Genomic DNA, 18,329 nt, shown 5'->3' on the forward strand with positions numbered 1-18,329 from the left:
GGTTGACCGCATGAGCAACCTTGACCGCGCTCCCGTACCGAGCGTGTGCGGCGGCCGTGGATTCGTCGTCGCCGAACCCGTCCGTGAACTGCTGAGCCCCCGGCGGGTGAAGCTCGGCGGGACGACCGAGGTCCGCCGGCTGCTGCCCAACCTCGGCCGCCGCATGATCGGCGCCTGGGCCTTCGTCGACCACTACGGCCCCGACGACATCGCCGACGAGCCCGGGATGCAGGTCGCGCCGCATCCGCACATGGGTCTCCAGACCGTCAGCTGGCTGCACGAGGGCGAGGTGCTGCACCGGGACTCGACCGGCAGCCTCCAGACCATCCGCCCCAGGGAACTCGGGCTGATGACCTCGGGGCGGGCGATCAGCCACTCCGAGGAGAGCCCGCGCTCGCACGCCCGCTATCTGCACGGCGCCCAGCTGTGGGTCGCGCTGCCCGACGCCCACCGGCACACCGACGCCCACTTCGAGCACCACGCCGACCTGCCCACGGTCACGGCCCCCGGTCTCACGGCCACCGTGATCCTCGGCGGGCTCGACGGCTCCGTCTCCCCCGGAACGGCGTACACGCCCCTCGTGGGCGCCGATCTGTCCCTCGCCCGGGGTGCCGACGTCCGGCTGCCGCTGGAGCCGGACTTCGAGTACGGCGTGCTGTCGATGTCCGGCGAGGCGGAGGTGGACGGGGTGACCGTGCTGCCGGGCTCGATGCTCTACCTCGGCTGCGGCCGCACCGAACTGCGACTGCGGGCCGAGTCGGACGCGGGCCTGATGCTGCTCGGCGGCGAGCCCTTCGAGGAGGAGCTCGTCATGTGGTGGAACTTCGTCGGCAGGTCCCAGGAGGAGATCGAGCAGGCCCGCGCGGACTGGACGAACGGCACCCGCTTCGGCGAGGTGAAGGGCTACGACGGCGACCCCCTGCGCGCCCCGGCGCTCCCGGCGACCCCGCTGAAGCCGCGCGGACGGGTGCGCTGAAGCCCCGCGGGCAGGTGCGCCGACCGGTCAGGCCGGCCGTGCCCGCCCGCGCCGAAGAAGGACCAGCCGAGTTCCGTGGCCCTCTTCTCCACCTCCGGCAGCACCCGGCGCCGGTCGGCGCGCCCGGCAGGGCCATGGTCTCCTCGAACTCACCCACATCGTGTAGTGGAATATTGAACTACCAGGTCCGGTTGACGGCCTCGAAGGAGGCACGAGTGGACACGACATACAGGACGAGCGGCGACACCGAGTACTACGCCCACGGAACGCCGGCCGAGCGGTGGGAGCGGGCGCGGCTCTTCTTCGCGGCGAAGGAGTACACGGCGGCCGCGCGGGTGCTCACGGGGCTGGTCGAGGAGGTGCCGGAGCAGACCGGGCCCCGGCTGCTGCTGGCCCGCTCCTACTACCACTCCGCCCAGCTGCTGCGCGCCGAGGCCGAGTTGCGCACGATCGTCGAGCGGGACCCGGTGGAGCACTACGCCCGGCTGATGCTCGGCCGCACCCTGGAGCGGCAGGGGCGGCACGAGGAGGCCCGGCCCCATCTGCGGGTCGCCTCGGCCCTGTCCGGGGACTTCGGCGCGGCTCCGGCCGACGTCTGAGCCGGGGAGCGGGCTTCCCCGCGGCGGCCCGGCGGTGATCACACCGCCGGGCCGCCGCCGTGTCCGGCGACCGCTCAGGCGGCCGTCCGCCGCCCCCGCCGGTGCGCGATCTCGCCGAGGACGACGTCCACGGCGAGGAACCCAACCAGCGGAATGCCGAGCAGCGGGACGAACCAGCCGAGCACGGCGACCGTCGCCATCAGCGGGACCAGGACGTACGGCGGGACCTGCGCCCAGGCGCCGCGCGGGATCGGACGGCCGAAGGAGGAACCACGTCCGCGCTGCCACCACATGCGGTAGCCCCACACGATCAGCAGGACCAGGGACGCCGCGAGGAGCATCAGCGCGAGCTGGTTGGCCAGGCCGAACAGGACGCCGGTGTGCAGGTCGATGCCCCAGCGGGTCAGCTTGGCGAGCAGCGGGTGGTCGTCGAAGCGCAGGACGTCGGTCACCTTCCCGGTGGCCGGGTCGACGGCCACCGCGTCCTGCTTCTCGGGCCAGCTGCGCTGGACCTGCTTGACCACGTACGCGGTGGAGGCGTCGGCCGGCGGGACGATCTCGACCGGGTCGCCCAGCCCCTCGGCGCGCGCGGCGGCGAGCACCGCGTCGAGGCCGACACCGTGCTCGCCGTCCCCGCCCGCGCCGGAGGCCGCGTCGTGACCCGCGTGCTCGCCGCCGCCGGTGGCCGCCGAGACCGAGGGGGTGGCCTGGCCGAGGGAGGTGCGCAGGACGTCGATGTTGGCGCCGGCATAGGTGGACCAGGTCAGTCCGGTCGCCGACAGGAAGATGAAGCCGGCCGCCGCCCAGACGCCGACGGTGCCGTGCAGGCCCAGGGTGCGGCGCCTTCCCTGGGTGGCGCGGACCTTGCGCAGGGCGCGGCGGCGGGAGAACCAGAGCACCAGACCGCCGCCCGCGATCACCCACAGCCAGCTGGCGGCGAGTTCGCTGTAGAGCCGGCCGTTCTCGCCGAGGTGCAGGTCACGGTGGAACTCGTCGATCCAGGTACGCAGGGGCAGCGCGCCGGTCGAGCCGTACTGTTCGAGGGAACCGCGCACTTCGGCGGTGTAGGGGTCGACGAAGACGGCGAGGGTGTGGCCGGCGCCGACGCCCTCGACGCCGGAGAGCATCACACGGGTGCTGGCGTCGTCCTCGGGCGAGGGGCGCACGGCCGAGACCGTGCCCTCGGGGTGGGCCTTGCGGGCGGCGTCCACCTGCTGGGAGACGGGCAGCTTCGTGTCGCCGGCGGGCACGGTCATCTCGTGCGCGTAGACGAGCTTCTCGGCCTGGAAGGCTCCCGCGTACAGGAATCCGGTGACGGCGGCGACCAGCAGGAACGGGGCGACGAACACGCCGGCGTAGAAGTGCAGCCGCAGCACGAGCGGGCGCAGCGGGGCCCAGGGGCCGCGGGACTTCGGCGCGGGGGCCGCCGTCCGCGGATCCTCGTCCGAGGGCTGCCCTTCCGCCGGAGCGGGGCCGGGGGCGGGGGAGGTCGGGGGTGCGGTGGACATGGGTGGGCTTCTCCGAGGGCAGGGGACGGGAGCGGGAACAGCGCCGCGGGGAGGGCGTCCGGCCGTGACGCACCAGTAGTCGGAAGGCGGCGGCGCCGAGTTCCCGGCACGTTCGGTGACCTGGGTCACACGTGCTCACCTCGTGGGATGCTGGCCCGATGTCATCTCCCATCCCCCGCGCGCCCCTTGCCGAGCGGATCGAGGAACTCCTCGCCCCCGGTGGCCCGTTGCCCATCGTCGCGGCCGGCGACCCCGTCCTGCGGACCGGCACGGAGCGCTACGACGGCCAGCTCGAACCCGCCCTGCTGGCGCGGTTCGTGGAGGCCCTGCGCACCACCATGCACGCGGCGCCGGGTGTCGGTCTGGCCGCTCCGCAGGTCGGGGTGGAACTGCGGATCGCCGTCATCGAGGACCCGGCGCCGGTGCCGCAGGAGATGCGGCTGGTCCGCGGCCGGGTGCCCCAGCCGTTCCGGGTGCTCGTCAACCCGTCCTACGAGGCGGCCGGTCCGGCCCGCGCCGCATTCTTCGAGGGCTGTCTGAGCGTGCCGGGCTACCAGGCGGTGGTGGCCCGGCACGCCGAGGTGCGGCTGACCGGCTCGGACGAGCACGGCCGGCCGCTGGACGAGGTGTTCGGCGGCTGGCCCGCCCGGATCGTCCAGCACGAGACGGACCATCTCGACGGCGTGCTCTACCTCGACCGGGCCGAGCCGCGCTCGCTCTGCGCCAACCAGGCCGTGCTCGAGCGCTGGACGCAGCCCACGGCCGAGGAGGCGGCGCGGGCGCTGGGCTTCGAACTGCCCTGAGCGGGGGCCCGGCCGGCCGTCCCGGTCAGCTGTCCCTGAGCGCCTCCAGCAGCCTCAGCCACACCTCGCTGAGGGTGGGGTAGGACGGGACGGCGTGCCAGAGCCGGGCGACGGGCACCTGGCCGACGACGGCGACGGTCGCGGAGTGGATCAGTTCGCCGACCCCCGGGCCGACGAAGGTGACCCCGAGCAGGATCTCCCGTTCCAGGTCGACGACCATCCGGGCGCGTCCGTTGTAGCCCTCCGCGTACAGACCCGCCCCGGCCACCGAGGACATGTCGACGTCGACGGCCCGCACCCGGTGTCCGGCCGCTTCCGCCTCGGCGAGCGAGAGGCCGACGGCGGCCGCCTCCGGGTCGGTGAAGACGACCTGCGGGACGCACTCGTGGTCCGCGGTGGCGGCGTGGGCGCTCCACGGGTCGCTCTGCGGCAGGTCGGTGCCGGCGGCGCGGGCGACGATGGCGGCGCCCGCGATCCGCGCCTGGTACTTGCCCTGGTGGGTGAGGAGGGCGCGGTGGTTGACGTCGCCCACCCCGTACAGCCAGTCGGTGCCGGTGACGCGCAGGCTGTCGTCGACGTCGAGCCAGGAGCCGGGGGTCAGGCCGACCGTCTCCAGCCCGATGTCGTCGGTGCGCGGGGCACGGCCGACCGCGAAGAGGATCTCGTCGGCCTCGATGCGTTCGCCGGTGTCGGTGACGACCACGACGACACCGTCGGTGCGGCTCACCGACGCCACCGAGGTGCCGGTGCGCACGTCCGCCCCGGCCTCGGTGAGCGCCGCGGCGACCAGTTCTCCGGCGAACGGCTCCATCCGGTCGAGCAGGCCCTTGCCCCGCACCAGCAGGGTGACCTGCGAGCCGAGCGCCTGCCAGGCGGTGGCCATCTCGGTGGCGACGACTCCCCCGCCGACCACGACGAGCCGGCCGGGCGCCGAGCGGGCGCTGGTGGCCTCCCGGCTGGTCCAGGGCCCGACCTCGGAGAGGCCGGGCAGGCCGGGCAGGGCGGCGCGGGTGCCGGTGGCGACGACGACCGCGTGGCGGGCCGTGAGCACCTTGTCCCCGACCGTCACCGTGCGCGGGCCGGTCAGTCTGCCGTGGCCGCGGTGGAGATCCGCGCCGATGCTCTTGATCCACTCGACCTGGCCGTCGTCCGTCCAGTCGCCGGTGAACCAGTTGCGGCGGGCGAGGACCGCCGCCGTGTCCAGCGGGCCCTGCACCGCCTCGCGCAGGCCGGGCAGCCTGCGGGCGTCCGCGCGGGCGATGACCGGGCGCAGCAGGGCCTTGCTGGGCATGCACGCCCAGTACGAGCACTCGCCGCCGACCAGTTCGCTCTCCACGACCGCGGTGGTGAGGCCGGCCGCACGGGTGCGGTCGGCGACGTTCTCCCCCACGGGCCCGGCCCCGAGCACCACGACGTCGTACACGTTGGTTTCCGATTCCGTCATGGGGTCAGTCTGGTGGGTGGTGTGCGGGGTGGCCACACGGGTAGGGGCGCGGAATACGCGTCCGGACGGCCGTGTTGTCGCCAACGGCTTCACCCCATGTCAGGCACCCCTGGCAGGAAGCACCGGGAAGAGGGAATCACGCCATGAGCAGCACCGTGGAGCTCACCAAGGAGAACTTCGACCAGACGGTCACCGACAACGACTTCGTCCTGATCGACTTCTGGGCGGCCTGGTGCGGTCCGTGCCGGCAGTTCGCCCCGGTCTACGACAAGGCGGCGCAGGAGAACCCGGACCTGGTGTTCGGCAAGGTGGACACCGAGGCGCAGCCGGAACTGGCCGCGGCCTTCGGTATCCAGTCCATCCCGACGCTGATGATCGTGCGGGACCGCGTCGCCGTGTTCGCCCAGCCGGGCGCCCTGCCCGAGGCCGCCCTCACGGACGTCATCGGACAGGCGCGCAAGCTCGACATGGACGAGGTCCGCAAGTCGGTCGAGGAGCAGCAGGCGAAGGCCGGCGCGGACGGCACCCCGCAGGCCGAGGGCGCCTGACCGCCCCGGACCTGCCGGGAGGGCGCCGGGCCTAGAAGGGGTAAGGCGCCACGTCCCCGCGCACGGTCGTCCAGCGCACGTCGGTGAAGGCCTCCAGATTGGCCTCGCCGCCGAAGCGCGCGCCGGTGCCGGAGGCGGCCACCCCGCCGAAGGGCGCGACCGCCTCGTCGTTCACCGTCTGGTCGTTGATGTGGACGATGCCGGTCGGGATGCGTTCGGCGAGGTCGAGGCCGCTGGCGGGGTCGCGGGTGACGATGCCGAGCGAGAGGCCGTAGGAGCTGCGCGCGGCCAGGGCCGCCGCCTCGTCGGCCGTGGTGAAGGAGCGGACGGGCGCCACCGGGCCGAACACCTCCTCCGCGTAGGCGGGGGTGTCGTCGTCGACGCCCGCGAGGACGGTCGGCCGGTAGAAGAGGCTGTCGTGCGTGCCGCCCGCGGCGAGCTTCGCGCCGGCCGCCGTGCTGGCCTCCACCAGGCCGTGCACCTTGCCGAGTTGGCCGTCGTCGATGAGCGGGCCGAGGTGCACCTGCGCGCGGTGCGGGTCGCCGACGGCGAGGGCGTCGGCCTTCGCGGCGAGCCGCTCGACGTACTCCTCGTAGAGGGAGGCGTGCACGAGGTGGCGGCCGGTGGTCATGCAGATCTGGCCCTGGTGGAAGAACGAGCCCCAGGCAGCCGTGGAGATCACCGCGTCCAGGTCGGCGTCCTCCAGCACGATCAGGGCGGAGTTGCCGCCCAGTTCCAGGTGGGCCCGCTTGAGGTGGCGCCCGGCGGCCTCGCCGACCGCCCGTCCGGCGCCGGTGGACCCGGTGAAGGAGATCACCGGCACCCGCGGGTCGGCGACCAGGGCCGCGCCGGTCTCGGCGCCGCCCGGCAGGACGTGCAGCAGGCCCTCGGGCAGGCCCGCCTGCGCGAAGACCGCGGCCAGCGCCAGACCGCCGCACACCGCCGTGCGCGGGTCCGGCTTGAGGACGACGGCGTTGCCGAGCGCGAGGGCCGGGGCGACGGAGCGGATCGACAGGATCAGCGGGGCGTTGAACGGGGAGATCACGCCGACGACGCCGACGGGCACCCGGCGGGTGTAGGAAAGCCGGGGCGCCTCGCTGGGCAGCACCTGGCCTGCCGGGCGGGAGGCGAGGGCCGCGGCCTCGTAGCACTCCTGGGCGGCGACGTGCAGCTCGAAGTCGGCCTTGCCCGCTATGGAGCCGGACTCGCGCACGATCCACTCGCGCAGTTCGTCCGCGTGCTCCGTGAACAGGTCGCCGGCCTTGCGCAGCACGCCGGCGCGGACGAAGTGCGGCAGGCGGGCCCACTCGGCCTGTGCCGCGCGGGCGGCCTCGGCGGCCGGGCGGACGTCCTCCGCGCCGGCCAGGAAGACCGTGCCCAGCGCATCGCCGGTGGCGGGCTCGGTGACGGTGTACCGGGGGCCCGACAGGGTGCGGGACTGCCAGTTCTGGGGGTCGAGCAACGGCATGAAAGCTCTCCGATCGGGGTCCCGCGGGACTCACGGCTCTCACGGGGGGAGGGGAGGTCCCGGGTGGTCGGCCGCCGGTTCTGCGACGGCGGCGTGGCGGGATGCGGTGATCCGGCGCAGCCGGGGGTGCTGCACCGATGGTCGGACACATCTCCATCTGGTTGAGCGTGCAACATCCTAGTCATGTCGCCGGCACATCGGGACGTCCGGTGGCCCGCCGGTTCCTGCGCCTGCCCCCCGAACAACACACGCCAGCACGGCCGAACGAAGGCCGACGGGACCAAGTCCCGCGAGATGGGCCGGACATCACCAGCGACAAGGCTCAACCGACTTCTGCAACAGCGCACTTGACCGGGCACACCGAGTCCCGATCGGGCGACGCCCCACCGCGCGCAGGGCGCGTTCGGTCTCGTGGGGGCGGGGGTGGGGTGGGGGTTCGGCGGGCGGGCGGGTGGCGTCGGGACCGCGCGGCGGGCGTCCGCGTCGTCCGGCGGCCGGGCGGGCGGCGGGCCCGCGGGGCCGCTGCCGGTGATGCAGACCGTCGCACGCATGGCACGCCTCCCCTGCGACCGTAGTTCAGCTGGAGTCGCGCTGCACCACGGTGGCTCCGTACGGCTCGTGCGACTCGGGGGCGGCCGCGGGGCTGCGCACCGCCCGGTCGACCAGCGAGGCGAGTTCCCGGCCGGAGGGCAGCTCGATCCGGACCGTGCTGAGCCGCGGCCGCAGCAGCCGCCCGAGCATCAGGTCGTCGGCGCCGATCACGGCCACGTCCTGGGGAACACGTAAGCCCGCGTCCAGCAGGGCGCGCATCAGCAGCATGGCGTACTCGTCGTTGTAGGCGAAGACGGCGTCGAGACCGAGCCCGGGCCACCGGGCGGCGAGGGCGGCCGCGGACTCCTCCGTGTAGGCCAGGGACAGCTCGGTGACGGTGGCGTCCGAACCGTGCAGGGCCTCGCGCGCGCCGGCGAGGCGGGGCGCGGAGAACATCTCCATGCCCCGCTCCGCGGGCACGACCACGCCGATCCGGCGGCGGCCGCGGGCGTACAGGTGCCCTGCGGCGCTGCGGCCGACGTCCGCGTGGTCCAGGGGCACCGCGCGGGCCCCCTCGACCGCCTCGGGGCTGAGCGTCACCACGGCCCGGGCGCCGGACCGCTTGAGGACGGCGACGCCCTCGGGGCCGAGGCCGGGACCGGCCACCAGCACGGCGACCGGCCGCAGTTCGGCCCAGGCCCGGGCCGCGTCGTCGTCGCCCTGCCCGGTGGCGCCGTACTGGACGACGGTGTAGTCGAGGCTGCTGAGCGCCCCCTGGAAGTCGTGCACGAACTGGGAGTAGAGCGGGCCCGCCGGGACGGGCAGCGTGGGCATCAGGACCATGCGGCTGTGTCCGGCCCGCAGGGCCCGGGCGGCCGCGTGCGGCACGTACCCGAGCTCCTCGGCCGCGGCGCGGACCCGGCGGCGGGTGGGCTCACTGATACGTACGGCGCCTGCGTTGTTCAGGACGTAGGAGACGGTCGCGCGGGAGACGCCGGCCAGGCGGGCCACGTCGGCGCTGGTGGGCACGGAGCGCGGCGCCGGCGGCATCGTCGGCGCGGGCGTGTTCGGTATCTGCACCATGACGTACGGCATCTTGGCAGAAGCCGGGAACGGGCCGTCGCCCGGGGGACACCGAAATCCGATGACCCGTCAACGAACATGTTCGTGACGTACTTGTCCGGGACGAACACGGTCGCTATTGCGGTGCCATGACCGCACACCCCGACACCCCGCGCAGCCGCCGCGAGCGCCCGGCCAGGCCCGCGCCGACCAGGGAGGGCATCGTGACCGCCGCCCCGGCCGTGCTGCGCGCCGAAGGGCCGCGCGGGCTGACGATGCGACGCCTGGCCGCGGAACTCGACACCGGCGCGGCCTCGTTGTACGTGTACGTCCGCGACACGGCGGAGCTGCACGCGGCCGTGCTCGACGAACCGCTCGGCGCGGCGGCCCCCGCCGGGGCGGGGGGGGAAGCCGGCGCGAGCGGCCGGAGGCGGCGCTCACTTCCTACGCCGGGACGCTCCTCCCGTACCCCGTTCCCGCCCGCCCCGCGCTCGTCTCCCGGCCCGGCGGCCCGCACCAGCTGCGCCCGATCGAGACCCTGCCGGCCCTGCTCGACGAGGGCGGGGTACCGCCGGGGCAGGCCGCCCGGGGTGTGGACCTGCTGGTGCGGCACGCCACCGCGGCGGCCGCCGAGCACACGGACGGGGCCTGCGGGGAGGACCGGGACGCCCTGCGGCACGCGGTGCGCGAGGCCTCCGGGGAGGCGGACGCCCCCGACGCCCCTCGGGAGCGCAGAGTCCGGGCGGCGTCCGGGCGCGCGCGCAGCGGAACGACGCCGTCGGCCCGGGACACCGTCGGCTCAGGGCGCCCTTCGCTCGGGACGCCGTCCGCTCGGGACACCGTCCGCTCATAGTGCTCCGCGGGCCGTGGCCGGTGTCCTTACGGCATGCCTCGGAGCACCGGCCCGCTCGCCGGGCCGCCGGTCACCCCGCTCGTGACCCGGTCGACCAGTTCGCTCCAGCCCGCCTCCAGGCGCGCCGGCGGCAGTCCGCACTGCCGGGTGAGGTGGTGGACGAGGACCGGGCTGAGGTACCCCATCAGCGTGTGGGCGAGCAGCTCGGCGTCCGCGTCGGGCAGGGCCTCGCGCAGCAGCAGCGCCACATGGCTGTGGTGCACACGGCGCGGCGGCACGGAGTACCGGCGGTCCGGGCCGGGCTCCGCCGCCAGTTGCAGGTCCAGTTCGTCGACGGCACGCCGGAGCATGGCGACACCGAACGCCCTCAGCCGCTCCACCGGCTCCGCGCCCGGCCCCAGGGGCGCGGGACCGGTCAGGAACGCGGCCTGGAAGTTGCGTTCGGAATGGTCGAGGAGCGCGGTCAGCAGGCCGGTGCGGTCGCCGAAGCGACGGAAGACCGTGCCCTTGCCCACGTTCGCCGCGGCCGCCACGGCCTCCATGGTGACCCCTGCCGCGCCGTGCTCGGCGATCAGGCGGGCGGCGGCGTCCAGCAGCCTGGCCCGGTTGCGGGCCGCGTCGGCGCGCAGACAGGGCTCGTCACCGGCCGGCCCCAGGTGCAGCAGTTCGGGCTCGGTCGTGCTCTCCTCGGGCTCGGGACAGGGCGGCAGAACAACGGACATGAACTCAGCGTAAAGCATCGGGAATGAAACTGGACCGCGGTCCGGTTAGGGTGCTAGAACAATAAACGGACCTCGGTCCGGATTCGTAACAGCAATGTTTCAGCCTCTGGGAGTACCCATGTCTGTCCGCATCCTTGCGCTCGTCGGCAGCCTTCGCGCCGGTTCGACCAACCGCCAGCTCGCCGAGGCGGCCGTCAAGGTCGCTCCCGAGGGCGCCGATGTCGACCTCTTCGAGGGCCTTGCCGAGATCCCCTTCTACAACGAGGACCTCGACGTCGAGGGCAGCGTCCCGGCCGCCGCCGCGAAGCTGCGTGAGGCCGCCCAGGCCGCCGACGCCTTCCTGCTCTTCTCCCCCGAGTACAACGGCACCATCCCGGCCGTCCTGAAGAACGCCATCGACTGGCTGTCCCGCCCCTACGGCGCCGGCGCCTTCGGCGGCAAGCCCGTAGCCGTGGTCGGCACCGCGTTCGGCCAGTTCGGCGGCGTGTGGGCGCAGGACGAGGCCCGCAAGGCCGTGGGCATCGCCGGCGGCCGAGTGATCGAGGACCTCAAGCTCTCGATCCCGGGCTCGCTGACCCGCTTCGCCGAGACCCACCCGGTGGACGACGCCGAGGTCGCCGCGCAGCTGACCGAGGTCGTCGCCCGTCTGCACGGTCACGCGGGCGAGGTCGTGGCCGCCTGACGTCCTGACCCGCGCGGCGCCCGGACAGCGGTACGGGGCCCGACGGCACGACGACGGCCCGAAGGGGCCCGGACACCGGTCCGGGCCCCTTCGGCACGCATCCGGACCCCGCTCGCGGGAGGGGGCCACCGGACGGCGCCGCGGTCAGTCGAGTTCGGCCAGGCGCCGCACGGCGGGCCCCACGAAGCTCTCGATCCAGCCGGACGTCTCGCCCAGGCGCGGGGCGAGGATCACCGTGTCGATACCGAGCCCCGTGTAGCCGGAGAGATCGCGGAGCAGCCCGTCGAGGTCGCCCTCGGTGGCGGCGTCGCCGGAGTAGGTGATCGTCTTCAGGACGGTGTCGTAGTCGCGCTCCTCGGCCGCGCAGTGCCCGCGCAGGACGTCCAGCTTGTGCCGGACCTCCTCGGGCGTCGAGGCGAAGAGGTTGCAGGCGTCCGCGTACCGGGCGACCAGCCGCAGCGTCTTGCGCTCGCCCCCGCCGCCGATCAGGATCTCGGGGTGCGGGGCGCTGACCGGAGCCGGCACGCACAGGGTCTCGGCAAGCCGGTAGTACGCGCCCTCGAACGGCCCGTCGTCCTTCGGGTCCCACATCCGCAGGACGATCCGCAGCGTCTCCTCGAGCCGCTCGAACCGCTCGGCCGTCGGCGGGAACGCCACCCCCAGCCCCTCGTGCTCGCGGTCGTACCAGGCGGCGCCGATGCCCAGCGAGGCCCGTCCGCCGGACAGCACGTCGAGCGTGGTGGCGATCTTGGCGAGCAGCCCCGGGTGACGGTAGGTCACCCCCGTCACGAGCGCGCCGAGCCTGACGGTGGAGGTGTGGGCCGCGAGATAGCCCAGGGTCGTGTATGCCTCCAGCATGGGGGCCTCGGCTCCGCCGTTGAACTCCATCTGGAAGTAGTGGTCCATCACCGACAGCCGGCTGACCCCGGCCGCCTCCGCCGCGGCACCGGCCGCCGCGAGTTCGGCACCCAGCGCCGCCGCGCCCCCGGTGCCGCCGAACTGGTTGATGTGCACGCCCACCCGCATGTCGCTCTCCGATCGTCGGTCTTCGTTCCCGCACCGGCCCCCGAGGACGCTAGGCCCTGGAGCGCTCTCGAAGTCAAGGGACACCCCGGGACACGCAAGGGACACCTCGGGACGCGTCAGGACACGCACCCCGTGCGCGGCGCGGCGCGCGCCGGCTCCCGGGCGGCGGCCGAGCGGGCAGGCGCGGGTAAGCGGATCGGCGGAATCGGTGCAAGCCGCGGACCCGCCCTCGCCTCGTCTGGTAGGGCTGGGGGATGCAGACCCTCTATCGACGACTTCTCGGCCTGATGCCCCGTATCGGGGTCCAGGTGACCGACCTCGGGCCCGGCGCGGCGGTGGTCTCGCGGCGCGGCGGTCCGTACCGCGGGATCCGCGCCGACAAGGACACCTGGGTGCTGCGGCGGGCCCGGGAGGGTACCGGGGCCGCGGCCGGCGGGGGCAGCGCCGTGCGGCTGGGCGACACCGGCGCCCTGCTCCTGACGGAGGACGCGGACGGGCCGGACGAGCGCCGGCTCCAGCTGGCGGCCGCCGAGTACCTCTGCACCCAGCACGTGACCGCGATGCTGGAGCTCTACGGCGTGAACTGCGTGTTCGACGTCGGCGCCAACGCCGGCCAGTACGCCAGGCGGCTGCGGCGGCTCGGGTACACCGGCCGCATCGCGTCCTTCGAGCCCACCTCGCAGACGTTCGCCCGGCTGGAGGAGGCCGCCGCGGACGACCCGGACTGGCGGGTGTTCCGGTGCGGGCTGGGCCGCGAGGAGACCACGGCCGAGATCCACACCGGCTGGAACACGATGAACTCGCTGCTTCCCGCCAGCGACTACGGCAAGGGCCGCTACGGCCGGTTCGCCAAGGCCGACACCGAGGAGATCCGGGTCCGCAGGCTCGACGAGGTCATGGCCGAGGTGCTGGACGGGCTCCCCGCTCCGCGCCCCTATCTGAAGATGGACACCCAGGGTTACGACCTCGAGGTGTTCGCCGGGGGCGGGGAGCGGATCGCGGAGTTCGTGGGGATGCAGTCCGAGGTCGCCGTGCTGAAGCTGTACGAGGGAAGCCCGGGGATGGGCGAGGCGGTGGCGGTGTACGAGGCCGCCGGGTTCGGCATCACGGGCGTCTACCCCGTGACGCGGGAGGCGACGACGGGTCGGGTCATCGAATTCGACTGCGTGATGATGCGGGCGGACGCGGCGCCTGTGCCGTAGCGATCGGTGGAGCCGATCGCCGGCATCACCACCGGCATCGGGGTCATGACCCGCTTGCCGTTCTGCTCGATCCGCAGCTTCGTGCCGTGGTAGCGGTCGGCGGCACCGAACCGCCGCTCCACGGCCTTGAGCAGCTTGTTCTCCTCGTCTTGTCCGGGCAGGCCGCCGGGCCGGAACCGGCCGTCACCCGCCGGACGGCGGGCAGCTCCCGCCGTCCGGCGGCGCCCCGGCGGGCGTGCGGTGCGCCGATCATGGGCCGCACGGTCCGCCGCGCGTCCACGTTCCGCGCCGCAAACGCAGGAGAAGCCCATGACGTCCGTACCGCCGCCCTTCGACCCGGAACTCGGCGCCGCCCTGGCGCTCATCGGGGAGATGATCCAGCCGGGACTGGCCCCCGAGGACATCGAAGCCGTCCGCCAGGGACCCGGGATCGCGCTGCTCGGCGAACTCGACCTGACCCTCGACGGGGCGTTCGCGGTGGAGGACCGGACCGTGCCCGGGCCGCCGGGCGCCCCGGCGGTCTCGCTGCTGATCTGCCGCCCCACGGCACCGGCCCCGGACCGCCCCCGACCGGTCGTCTATCACGTGCACGGCGGCGGCATGGTCCTCGGCAACAACCGGGTCGGCGTGGACGTGGTCCTCGCCTGGGCGCGGGAACTGGACATGGTCGTGGTGTCCGTGGAGTACCGGCTGGCGCCCGAACACCCTTATCCCGCGCCCGTCGACGACGTGTACGCCGGTCTGCTGTGGACGGCGGAGCACGCCGCGGAGCTGGGCGCGGATCCCGAGCGGATCGTGCTCGCCGGGGCCAGCGCGGGCGGCGGCCTCACCGCCGCGCTCGCCCTGCTGCTGCGTGACCGCGAGGGGCCCCGGCCGCTCGGCCAGATACTGATGTGCCCGATGCTGGACGACCGCAACGACACCCCCTCCGGTCACCAGATGGCGGGCCTCGGCGTCTGGGACCGGACGGCCAACGAGACCGGGTGGACGGCCCTGCTCGGTGAGCGGCGCGGTGGACCGGACGTCCCGCCGTACGCGGCGCCCGCGCGCGCCGAGGACCTTTCCGGACTCCCGCCGGCCTTCCTCGACGTGGGCTCGGCGGAGACGTTCCGGGACGAGGTCGTCGCCTACGCCTCCCGCATCTGGCAGTCGGGCGGGGTCGCGGAACTGCACGTCTGGCCGGGCGGCTTCCACGGCTTCGACGGCTTCGCACCCCAGGCCACGCTCTCCCGCTCGGCCCGCTCGGCCCAACTGACGTGGCTCCGCAGACTCCTCGCGGAGTAGCCCGCGGACCGGGCGGCGGCTGCCCGCAGGGTTCAGGACGCCACCCGTTCGGCCCCGCGCGGCCGCGGCCCGGCCAGCGGGCGGCCCCCGCCGAGGGGCAGCCGAAGGGGTGCGGCCTGGACGCCGCAGGCAGCCTGAACGAGGCGCGGCACGACCGCCGGGCCGGCCCGTACAGGTGCGGTCCGGACGCCGACGCCGCACCCACGGGTCCAGCCCGCAAGCGCGGGCAGCCCGGACAGGGCACGGCCCGACCACGGGGCTGGACCGGACGCCGGGGGGCGGACCGGACGCCGACGCCCCGCCCACGGGTCCAGGCCGGAGGCGGGGGCAGTCCGGGCGGGGCCCCGAGCGCGGGGTCGGCCCGATACGCGGGCCAGGCGGGCTCGGTGTGGCCCCGGTGCGGGCGCAGGGCGGGTATGCCGGGGGCGGGAGCCCCGCGGCGGCCTGCGGTCGGTCCTGGGCCGGCGGAGCGGGGGCTCCTCGTCGTCGGGGGTGTGGCGCATGATGGCCGTATGAAAGAGCTGGCCGGGCGGCTGACCGCACTGGATCCGGACGCGGGCGCCGCCGTGCGGGTCATCGCCTACTTCGACCGGCTGGCCGAGTCGCGGGCCGGGGTGGAGGCACTGGTGCGCGGCGCCGCGGTGCTCTCCGGGGTGCCCGCGCGGCTGGCCGACGCCGACCGGCGGGTGCGTGTACGGGTGGAGCCCGACGGCGCGCGCCGGGACACGGAACAGCCGCCGGAACCGGACTGGCCGTCCGCCGCGCTGAGCCCCGGCGGCCCTCCGGCACTGTGGCTGGAGCGCGCCGGTGCGGTGCCGAGCGTCGTGGACGCCGTGATCCTGGAGCGCGCGGCCCGCGCGGCACGCGTCGTGCTCGACCGCACCCGTGGACGGGCGCCGCTGGACGACCCGGCCCTGGTCGAGACCCTTCTCGACGCCACGGCCGACGAGGCGGCCCGGCTGCACGCGGCGCGCCGCCTCGGCCTCGGCACCGCCCCGGCCCGCGCCCTGGCCACGCCCGCCGGCCGTCCCGTGGTGCGGGCGGCGGACGCCGGGGACGCCGTCCCGCCCGGGCGGGTGGGCGTGGGCCCCGTCGTGCCGACGGCGGAGCTGCCCCGCTCCTGGAGCGCGGCGCTCACCGCGCTCCGCTTCACCGCGGACGGCACCGCGCAGGACCCGGGCCCCCGGGTCGTGCACGCCGACGAACTCGGGGACATCGCGCTGCTGGCCGGCCTCGTCGCACCGGGGGCCGACCCCCCGCCGGACGTCCACGCGCTCGACGCGGCCGCGGCGGACGCCCCTTGGCTGCTCACCACGCTGTACGCCGTCACCACCACCGCGAGTCTGCGGGCGGCGGCGACCGAGGCGAACGTCCACCACTCCACGCTCCAGGACCGGCTGACCCACGCCGAGCATCTGCTGGGATGGCCGGTGCGCACGCCTCAGGGCCGGCTGCGGCTGCACCTCGCGCTGACGATGCGTCGGCTCGCCCGGCCCTGACACACGGGCCCCTCTCACACGGCAGTCTCACGCCCGGCCGCCTCGCGGCGGGCCACGCAACTCCACCGCACGCCCGGCGTCCACGGCCTCCGGGCGACGGGCACCACACGCCGCACGCCGCACGCGCCGGGATCCGTCCCCGCCGCCCTCACACGGTCCCTACAGCCGGCCGATAGACTCTGGCCCCCTGTTCGAACGGATCACCGTCCAAGGGGTTCGCCGTGTCCGACCGCGCTCCCGTCCCTTCCCCGGCGGGGACCGTCCGCGGGAGCCGGCCGGTGCTGGACCGGTTCTCCGGGTTCGTCTTCTTCCTCGTGGTCGGCGCCGCGCTGGTGCGCCTGGAGCGGCTGAGGATCGGGCTGTGCTGGGACATCGTGACCGTCAGCGCCCTGCTGGCCGTCGTCTACGCGGCCGGGCTCGCCGGGGCGGACCGGCTCGGACGGTTCGGCCGGCCGGCGTGGATCGCGGCCCTGCTGGCGCTGTGGACCGCGCTCGTGCTGCTCGCCCCCGCCCCGCTCACCTCCGCCTACGTGTGGTGCGCGGTGCCGCTGGCCTGTGCGGCACTGCGGGTGCTGGGCCCCCGGGCCGCCGGTGCGGCGGTCGCCGCGCTCACCGTCGTACTCGTCGTCCAACTCGTGGGCGGAGCAGGGCAGTTCGACACGGAGGTCGTGCTGATCCCGGTGGCCGCCGTGTGGGGGACGGTCGCCCTCTACCGCTCGCAGCAGCGTGACGCCGCCGAACGGCTGCGGCTGGTCGAGGAGTTGCGGGGCACCCGGGACGTCCTGGCCCGCCAGCAGCGTGCGGCCGGGGTGCTGGCCGAGCGGGCCCGGATCGCGCGGGACCTGCACGACACGCTGGCCCAGGAACTCGCGGGCGGCGTCATGCTGTTGCAGGCCGCCGAACGCGACTGGGACGCCCGGCCGCGGACCGCCCGCACCCGGGTGCGCACCGTCACCGACGGTCTGCACGCCAATCTGGCGGAGACGCGCAGGATCATCCGCGACCTGACCCCGTCGGCCGTGGACGAGGCCGGTCTCGAAGGCGCGCTGCGTCTGCTGTGCACCCGGGCCGAGGCGGAGGGCGCGGCCGCCCGGGTGCGGTTCCGCTCGCTCGGCGCACCCCGCCCTCTGCTGGACGCACCGACGGCCGCGACGCTGTTCCGGGTGGCCCAGAGCGCCCTGGCCAACGTGCGCGAACACGCCCGCGCGGGGAACGTGTCGGTCACCCTGCACACGCACACCGACCGGGTGGAGCTCGAAGTGCGCGACGACGGCGCGGGTTTCGCGATGGGCTCCGGCCGGAGCGCCCCCGTGCCGGGACGCGGGCTCGGACTTCCCGCCAGCCGAGCGCGGCTGCGTGAGTGCGGCGGCCGACTGGAGGTCGCCAGCGCGCCGGGCCGGGGCACGTCGGTACGGGCCACGGTGCCCGCGCCGGCCTTCCCCCGGGCGGCCGTGGCGCCGGGGGCGGTGGCCGCCCGGTGAGCGGTGCCCCGTTGCGTCTGCTGCTCGCGGACGACCACGCCGTCGTACGGGCCGGGCTGTGCGCGCTGCTGGAGAGCGAGGCCGACCTGGTGGTGGCCGGCGAGGCGGGCACCGGGGAGGAGGCCGTCCGGCTCGCGGCCGCACTCGCCCCGAACGTGGTGCTGATGGACCTGCGGTTCGCGGGCGGCGACGGGATCGACGGTGTCGAGGCGGTGCGCCGGCTCGCCGCGGCGGCGCCCGGCGTCGCGGCGGTGATGCTGACGAGCTACTCGGGCCGGGCCGACGTCGTGCGGGCCGTCGAGGCGGGGGCGCGGGGCTACGTCCTGAAGGCGGGTCCGCCGGCGGAACTGTTCCGGGCGGTGCGCGACGCGGCTGCCGGTGTGCTCGGGCTGGCGCCGGACGTGGTGGGTGCACTCGTCGCCCCGGCACCGCTCACCGGGAGCGCGTTGAGCGGGCGGGAGGTCGAGGTGGTGCGGCTGCTGGCCGACGGGCTGAGCAACCGGGCGATCGCCGGGGCCCTGTTCCTGAGCGAGGCGACCGTGAAGACCCACCTCGTGCGGGTCTACCGCAAGCTGGGCGCGGACAACCGGGCGGCCGCCGTGTCGGAGGCGGTACGCCGGGGGCTGCTGGACCTGGCGTGA

Annotated in this window: 17 protein-coding genes and 1 pseudogene; 10 read left to right on the forward strand and 8 right to left on the reverse strand. The window is 75.0% G+C overall.

The annotated features are described in order from the left end of the window. Positions 1–10: 10 nt before the first annotated feature. Together Saso_RS27370 and Saso_RS27375 are read left to right on the forward strand one after the other, a co-directional pair. Positions 11–976 carry a pirin family protein gene (locus Saso_RS27370; protein WP_189924395.1) on the forward strand — a complete coding sequence of 322 codons (966 nt, stop codon included), beginning with the start codon at positions 11–13 and terminating at the stop codon, positions 974–976. 215 nt (positions 977–1,191) lie between these two features. Further along, a complete protein-coding gene (locus Saso_RS27375) occupies positions 1,192–1,575 on the forward strand; it encodes a tetratricopeptide repeat protein (RefSeq protein WP_229901377.1) in 384 nt (127 codons plus the stop codon). A gap of 74 nt (positions 1,576–1,649) precedes the next feature. Here the strand turns inward: Saso_RS27375 and Saso_RS27380 are convergent, their stop codons facing one another. Beyond that, positions 1,650–3,083, reverse strand: coding sequence for a PepSY-associated TM helix domain-containing protein (locus Saso_RS27380; RefSeq protein ID WP_189924393.1), 1,434 nt, complete (start codon positions 3,081–3,083; stop codon positions 1,650–1,652). A 158-nt stretch (positions 3,084–3,241) separates the two neighbouring features. On the opposite strand from Saso_RS27380, the gene Saso_RS27385 reads away from it, so the two are divergent. Next, a complete protein-coding gene (locus tag Saso_RS27385; protein ID WP_189924391.1) occupies positions 3,242–3,886 on the forward strand; it encodes a peptide deformylase in 645 nt (214 codons plus the stop codon). A 25-nt stretch (positions 3,887–3,911) separates the two neighbouring features. Here Saso_RS27385 and Saso_RS27390 read toward each other — a convergent pair whose 3' ends face one another. Further along, the gene (locus tag Saso_RS27390; protein ID WP_189924389.1) at positions 3,912–5,330 is read right to left on the reverse strand and encodes a dihydrolipoyl dehydrogenase family protein; all 1,419 of its coding nucleotides are present in this window, start codon (positions 5,328–5,330) and stop codon (positions 3,912–3,914) included. Positions 5,331–5,473: 143 nt separating this feature from the next. Here Saso_RS27390 and trxA point away from each other — a divergent pair, with 143 nt between their 5' ends. Further along, positions 5,474–5,878, forward strand: a complete 405-nt coding sequence (gene trxA, locus Saso_RS27395; RefSeq protein WP_189924387.1) for a thioredoxin — start codon at positions 5,474–5,476, stop codon at positions 5,876–5,878. A gap of 31 nt (positions 5,879–5,909) precedes the next feature. Here the strand turns inward: trxA and Saso_RS27400 are convergent, their stop codons facing one another. The 4 genes from Saso_RS27400 to Saso_RS27415 all read right to left on the reverse strand — a co-directional run bounded on the left by Saso_RS27400 (position 5,910) and on the right by Saso_RS27415 (position 10,514). Then, on the reverse strand, positions 5,910–7,346 hold the full coding sequence (locus Saso_RS27400; RefSeq protein ID WP_189924385.1) for an aldehyde dehydrogenase family protein: 1,437 nt from the start codon (positions 7,344–7,346) through the stop codon (positions 5,910–5,912). A 576-nt stretch (positions 7,347–7,922) separates the two neighbouring features. After that, positions 7,923–8,972 (reverse strand): LacI family DNA-binding transcriptional regulator, encoded by a 1,050-nt coding sequence (locus Saso_RS27405; RefSeq protein WP_189924383.1) that lies wholly within the window; start codon positions 8,970–8,972, stop codon positions 7,923–7,925. 103 nt (positions 8,973–9,075) lie between these two features. Continuing rightward, positions 9,076–9,552 carry a hypothetical protein gene (locus Saso_RS39130; protein ID WP_372442501.1) on the reverse strand — a complete coding sequence of 159 codons (477 nt, stop codon included), beginning with the start codon at positions 9,550–9,552 and terminating at the stop codon, positions 9,076–9,078. Between the two features lie 266 nt (positions 9,553–9,818). Beyond that, on the reverse strand, positions 9,819–10,514 hold the full coding sequence (locus tag Saso_RS27415; RefSeq protein WP_229901376.1) for a TetR/AcrR family transcriptional regulator: 696 nt from the start codon (positions 10,512–10,514) through the stop codon (positions 9,819–9,821). A 118-nt stretch (positions 10,515–10,632) separates the two neighbouring features. Between Saso_RS27415 and Saso_RS27420 the strand changes: the two genes are divergently transcribed. After that, a complete protein-coding gene (locus Saso_RS27420; RefSeq protein ID WP_189924379.1) occupies positions 10,633–11,196 on the forward strand; it encodes an NADPH-dependent FMN reductase in 564 nt (187 codons plus the stop codon). Positions 11,197–11,340: 144 nt separating this feature from the next. On the opposite strand, the gene Saso_RS27425 is transcribed toward Saso_RS27420, so the two are convergent. Further along, positions 11,341–12,222, reverse strand: a complete 882-nt coding sequence (locus Saso_RS27425; RefSeq protein WP_189924377.1) for an LLM class F420-dependent oxidoreductase — start codon at positions 12,220–12,222, stop codon at positions 11,341–11,343. A gap of 254 nt (positions 12,223–12,476) precedes the next feature. Here Saso_RS27425 and Saso_RS27430 point away from each other — a divergent pair, with 254 nt between their 5' ends. Further along, on the forward strand, positions 12,477–13,424 hold the full coding sequence (locus tag Saso_RS27430; protein WP_189924375.1) for an FkbM family methyltransferase: 948 nt from the start codon (positions 12,477–12,479) through the stop codon (positions 13,422–13,424). Positions 13,425–13,426: 2 nt separating this feature from the next. Here the strand turns inward: Saso_RS27430 and Saso_RS38470 are convergent. After that, positions 13,427–13,570: pseudogene (locus Saso_RS38470) on the reverse strand (TerC family protein); the annotation flags it as partial. Positions 13,571–13,733: 163 nt separating this feature from the next. Here Saso_RS38470 and Saso_RS27435 point away from each other — a divergent pair. The 4 genes from Saso_RS27435 to Saso_RS27450 all read left to right on the forward strand — a co-directional run bounded on the left by Saso_RS27435 (position 13,734) and on the right by Saso_RS27450 (position 18,329). Beyond that, a complete protein-coding gene (locus Saso_RS27435; RefSeq protein WP_189924373.1) occupies positions 13,734–14,708 on the forward strand; it encodes an alpha/beta hydrolase in 975 nt (324 codons plus the stop codon). Positions 14,709–15,220: 512 nt separating this feature from the next. After that, positions 15,221–16,207: a helix-turn-helix domain-containing protein gene (locus Saso_RS27440; RefSeq protein WP_189924371.1), complete on the forward strand. Its 987-nt coding sequence runs from the start codon at positions 15,221–15,223 to the stop codon at positions 16,205–16,207. A 221-nt stretch (positions 16,208–16,428) separates the two neighbouring features. Then, positions 16,429–17,688 (forward strand): sensor histidine kinase, encoded by a 1,260-nt coding sequence (locus Saso_RS27445; RefSeq protein WP_189924369.1) that lies wholly within the window; start codon positions 16,429–16,431, stop codon positions 17,686–17,688. Next, the gene (locus tag Saso_RS27450) at positions 17,685–18,329 is read left to right on the forward strand and encodes a response regulator (protein ID WP_189924367.1); all 645 of its coding nucleotides are present in this window, start codon (positions 17,685–17,687) and stop codon (positions 18,327–18,329) included. Before Saso_RS27445 ends, Saso_RS27450 begins: the two co-directional genes overlap by 4 nt.

It is taken from the genome of Streptomyces asoensis (assembly GCF_016860545.1).
Taxonomy (GTDB): domain Bacteria; phylum Actinomycetota; class Actinomycetes; order Streptomycetales; family Streptomycetaceae; genus Streptomyces; species Streptomyces asoensis.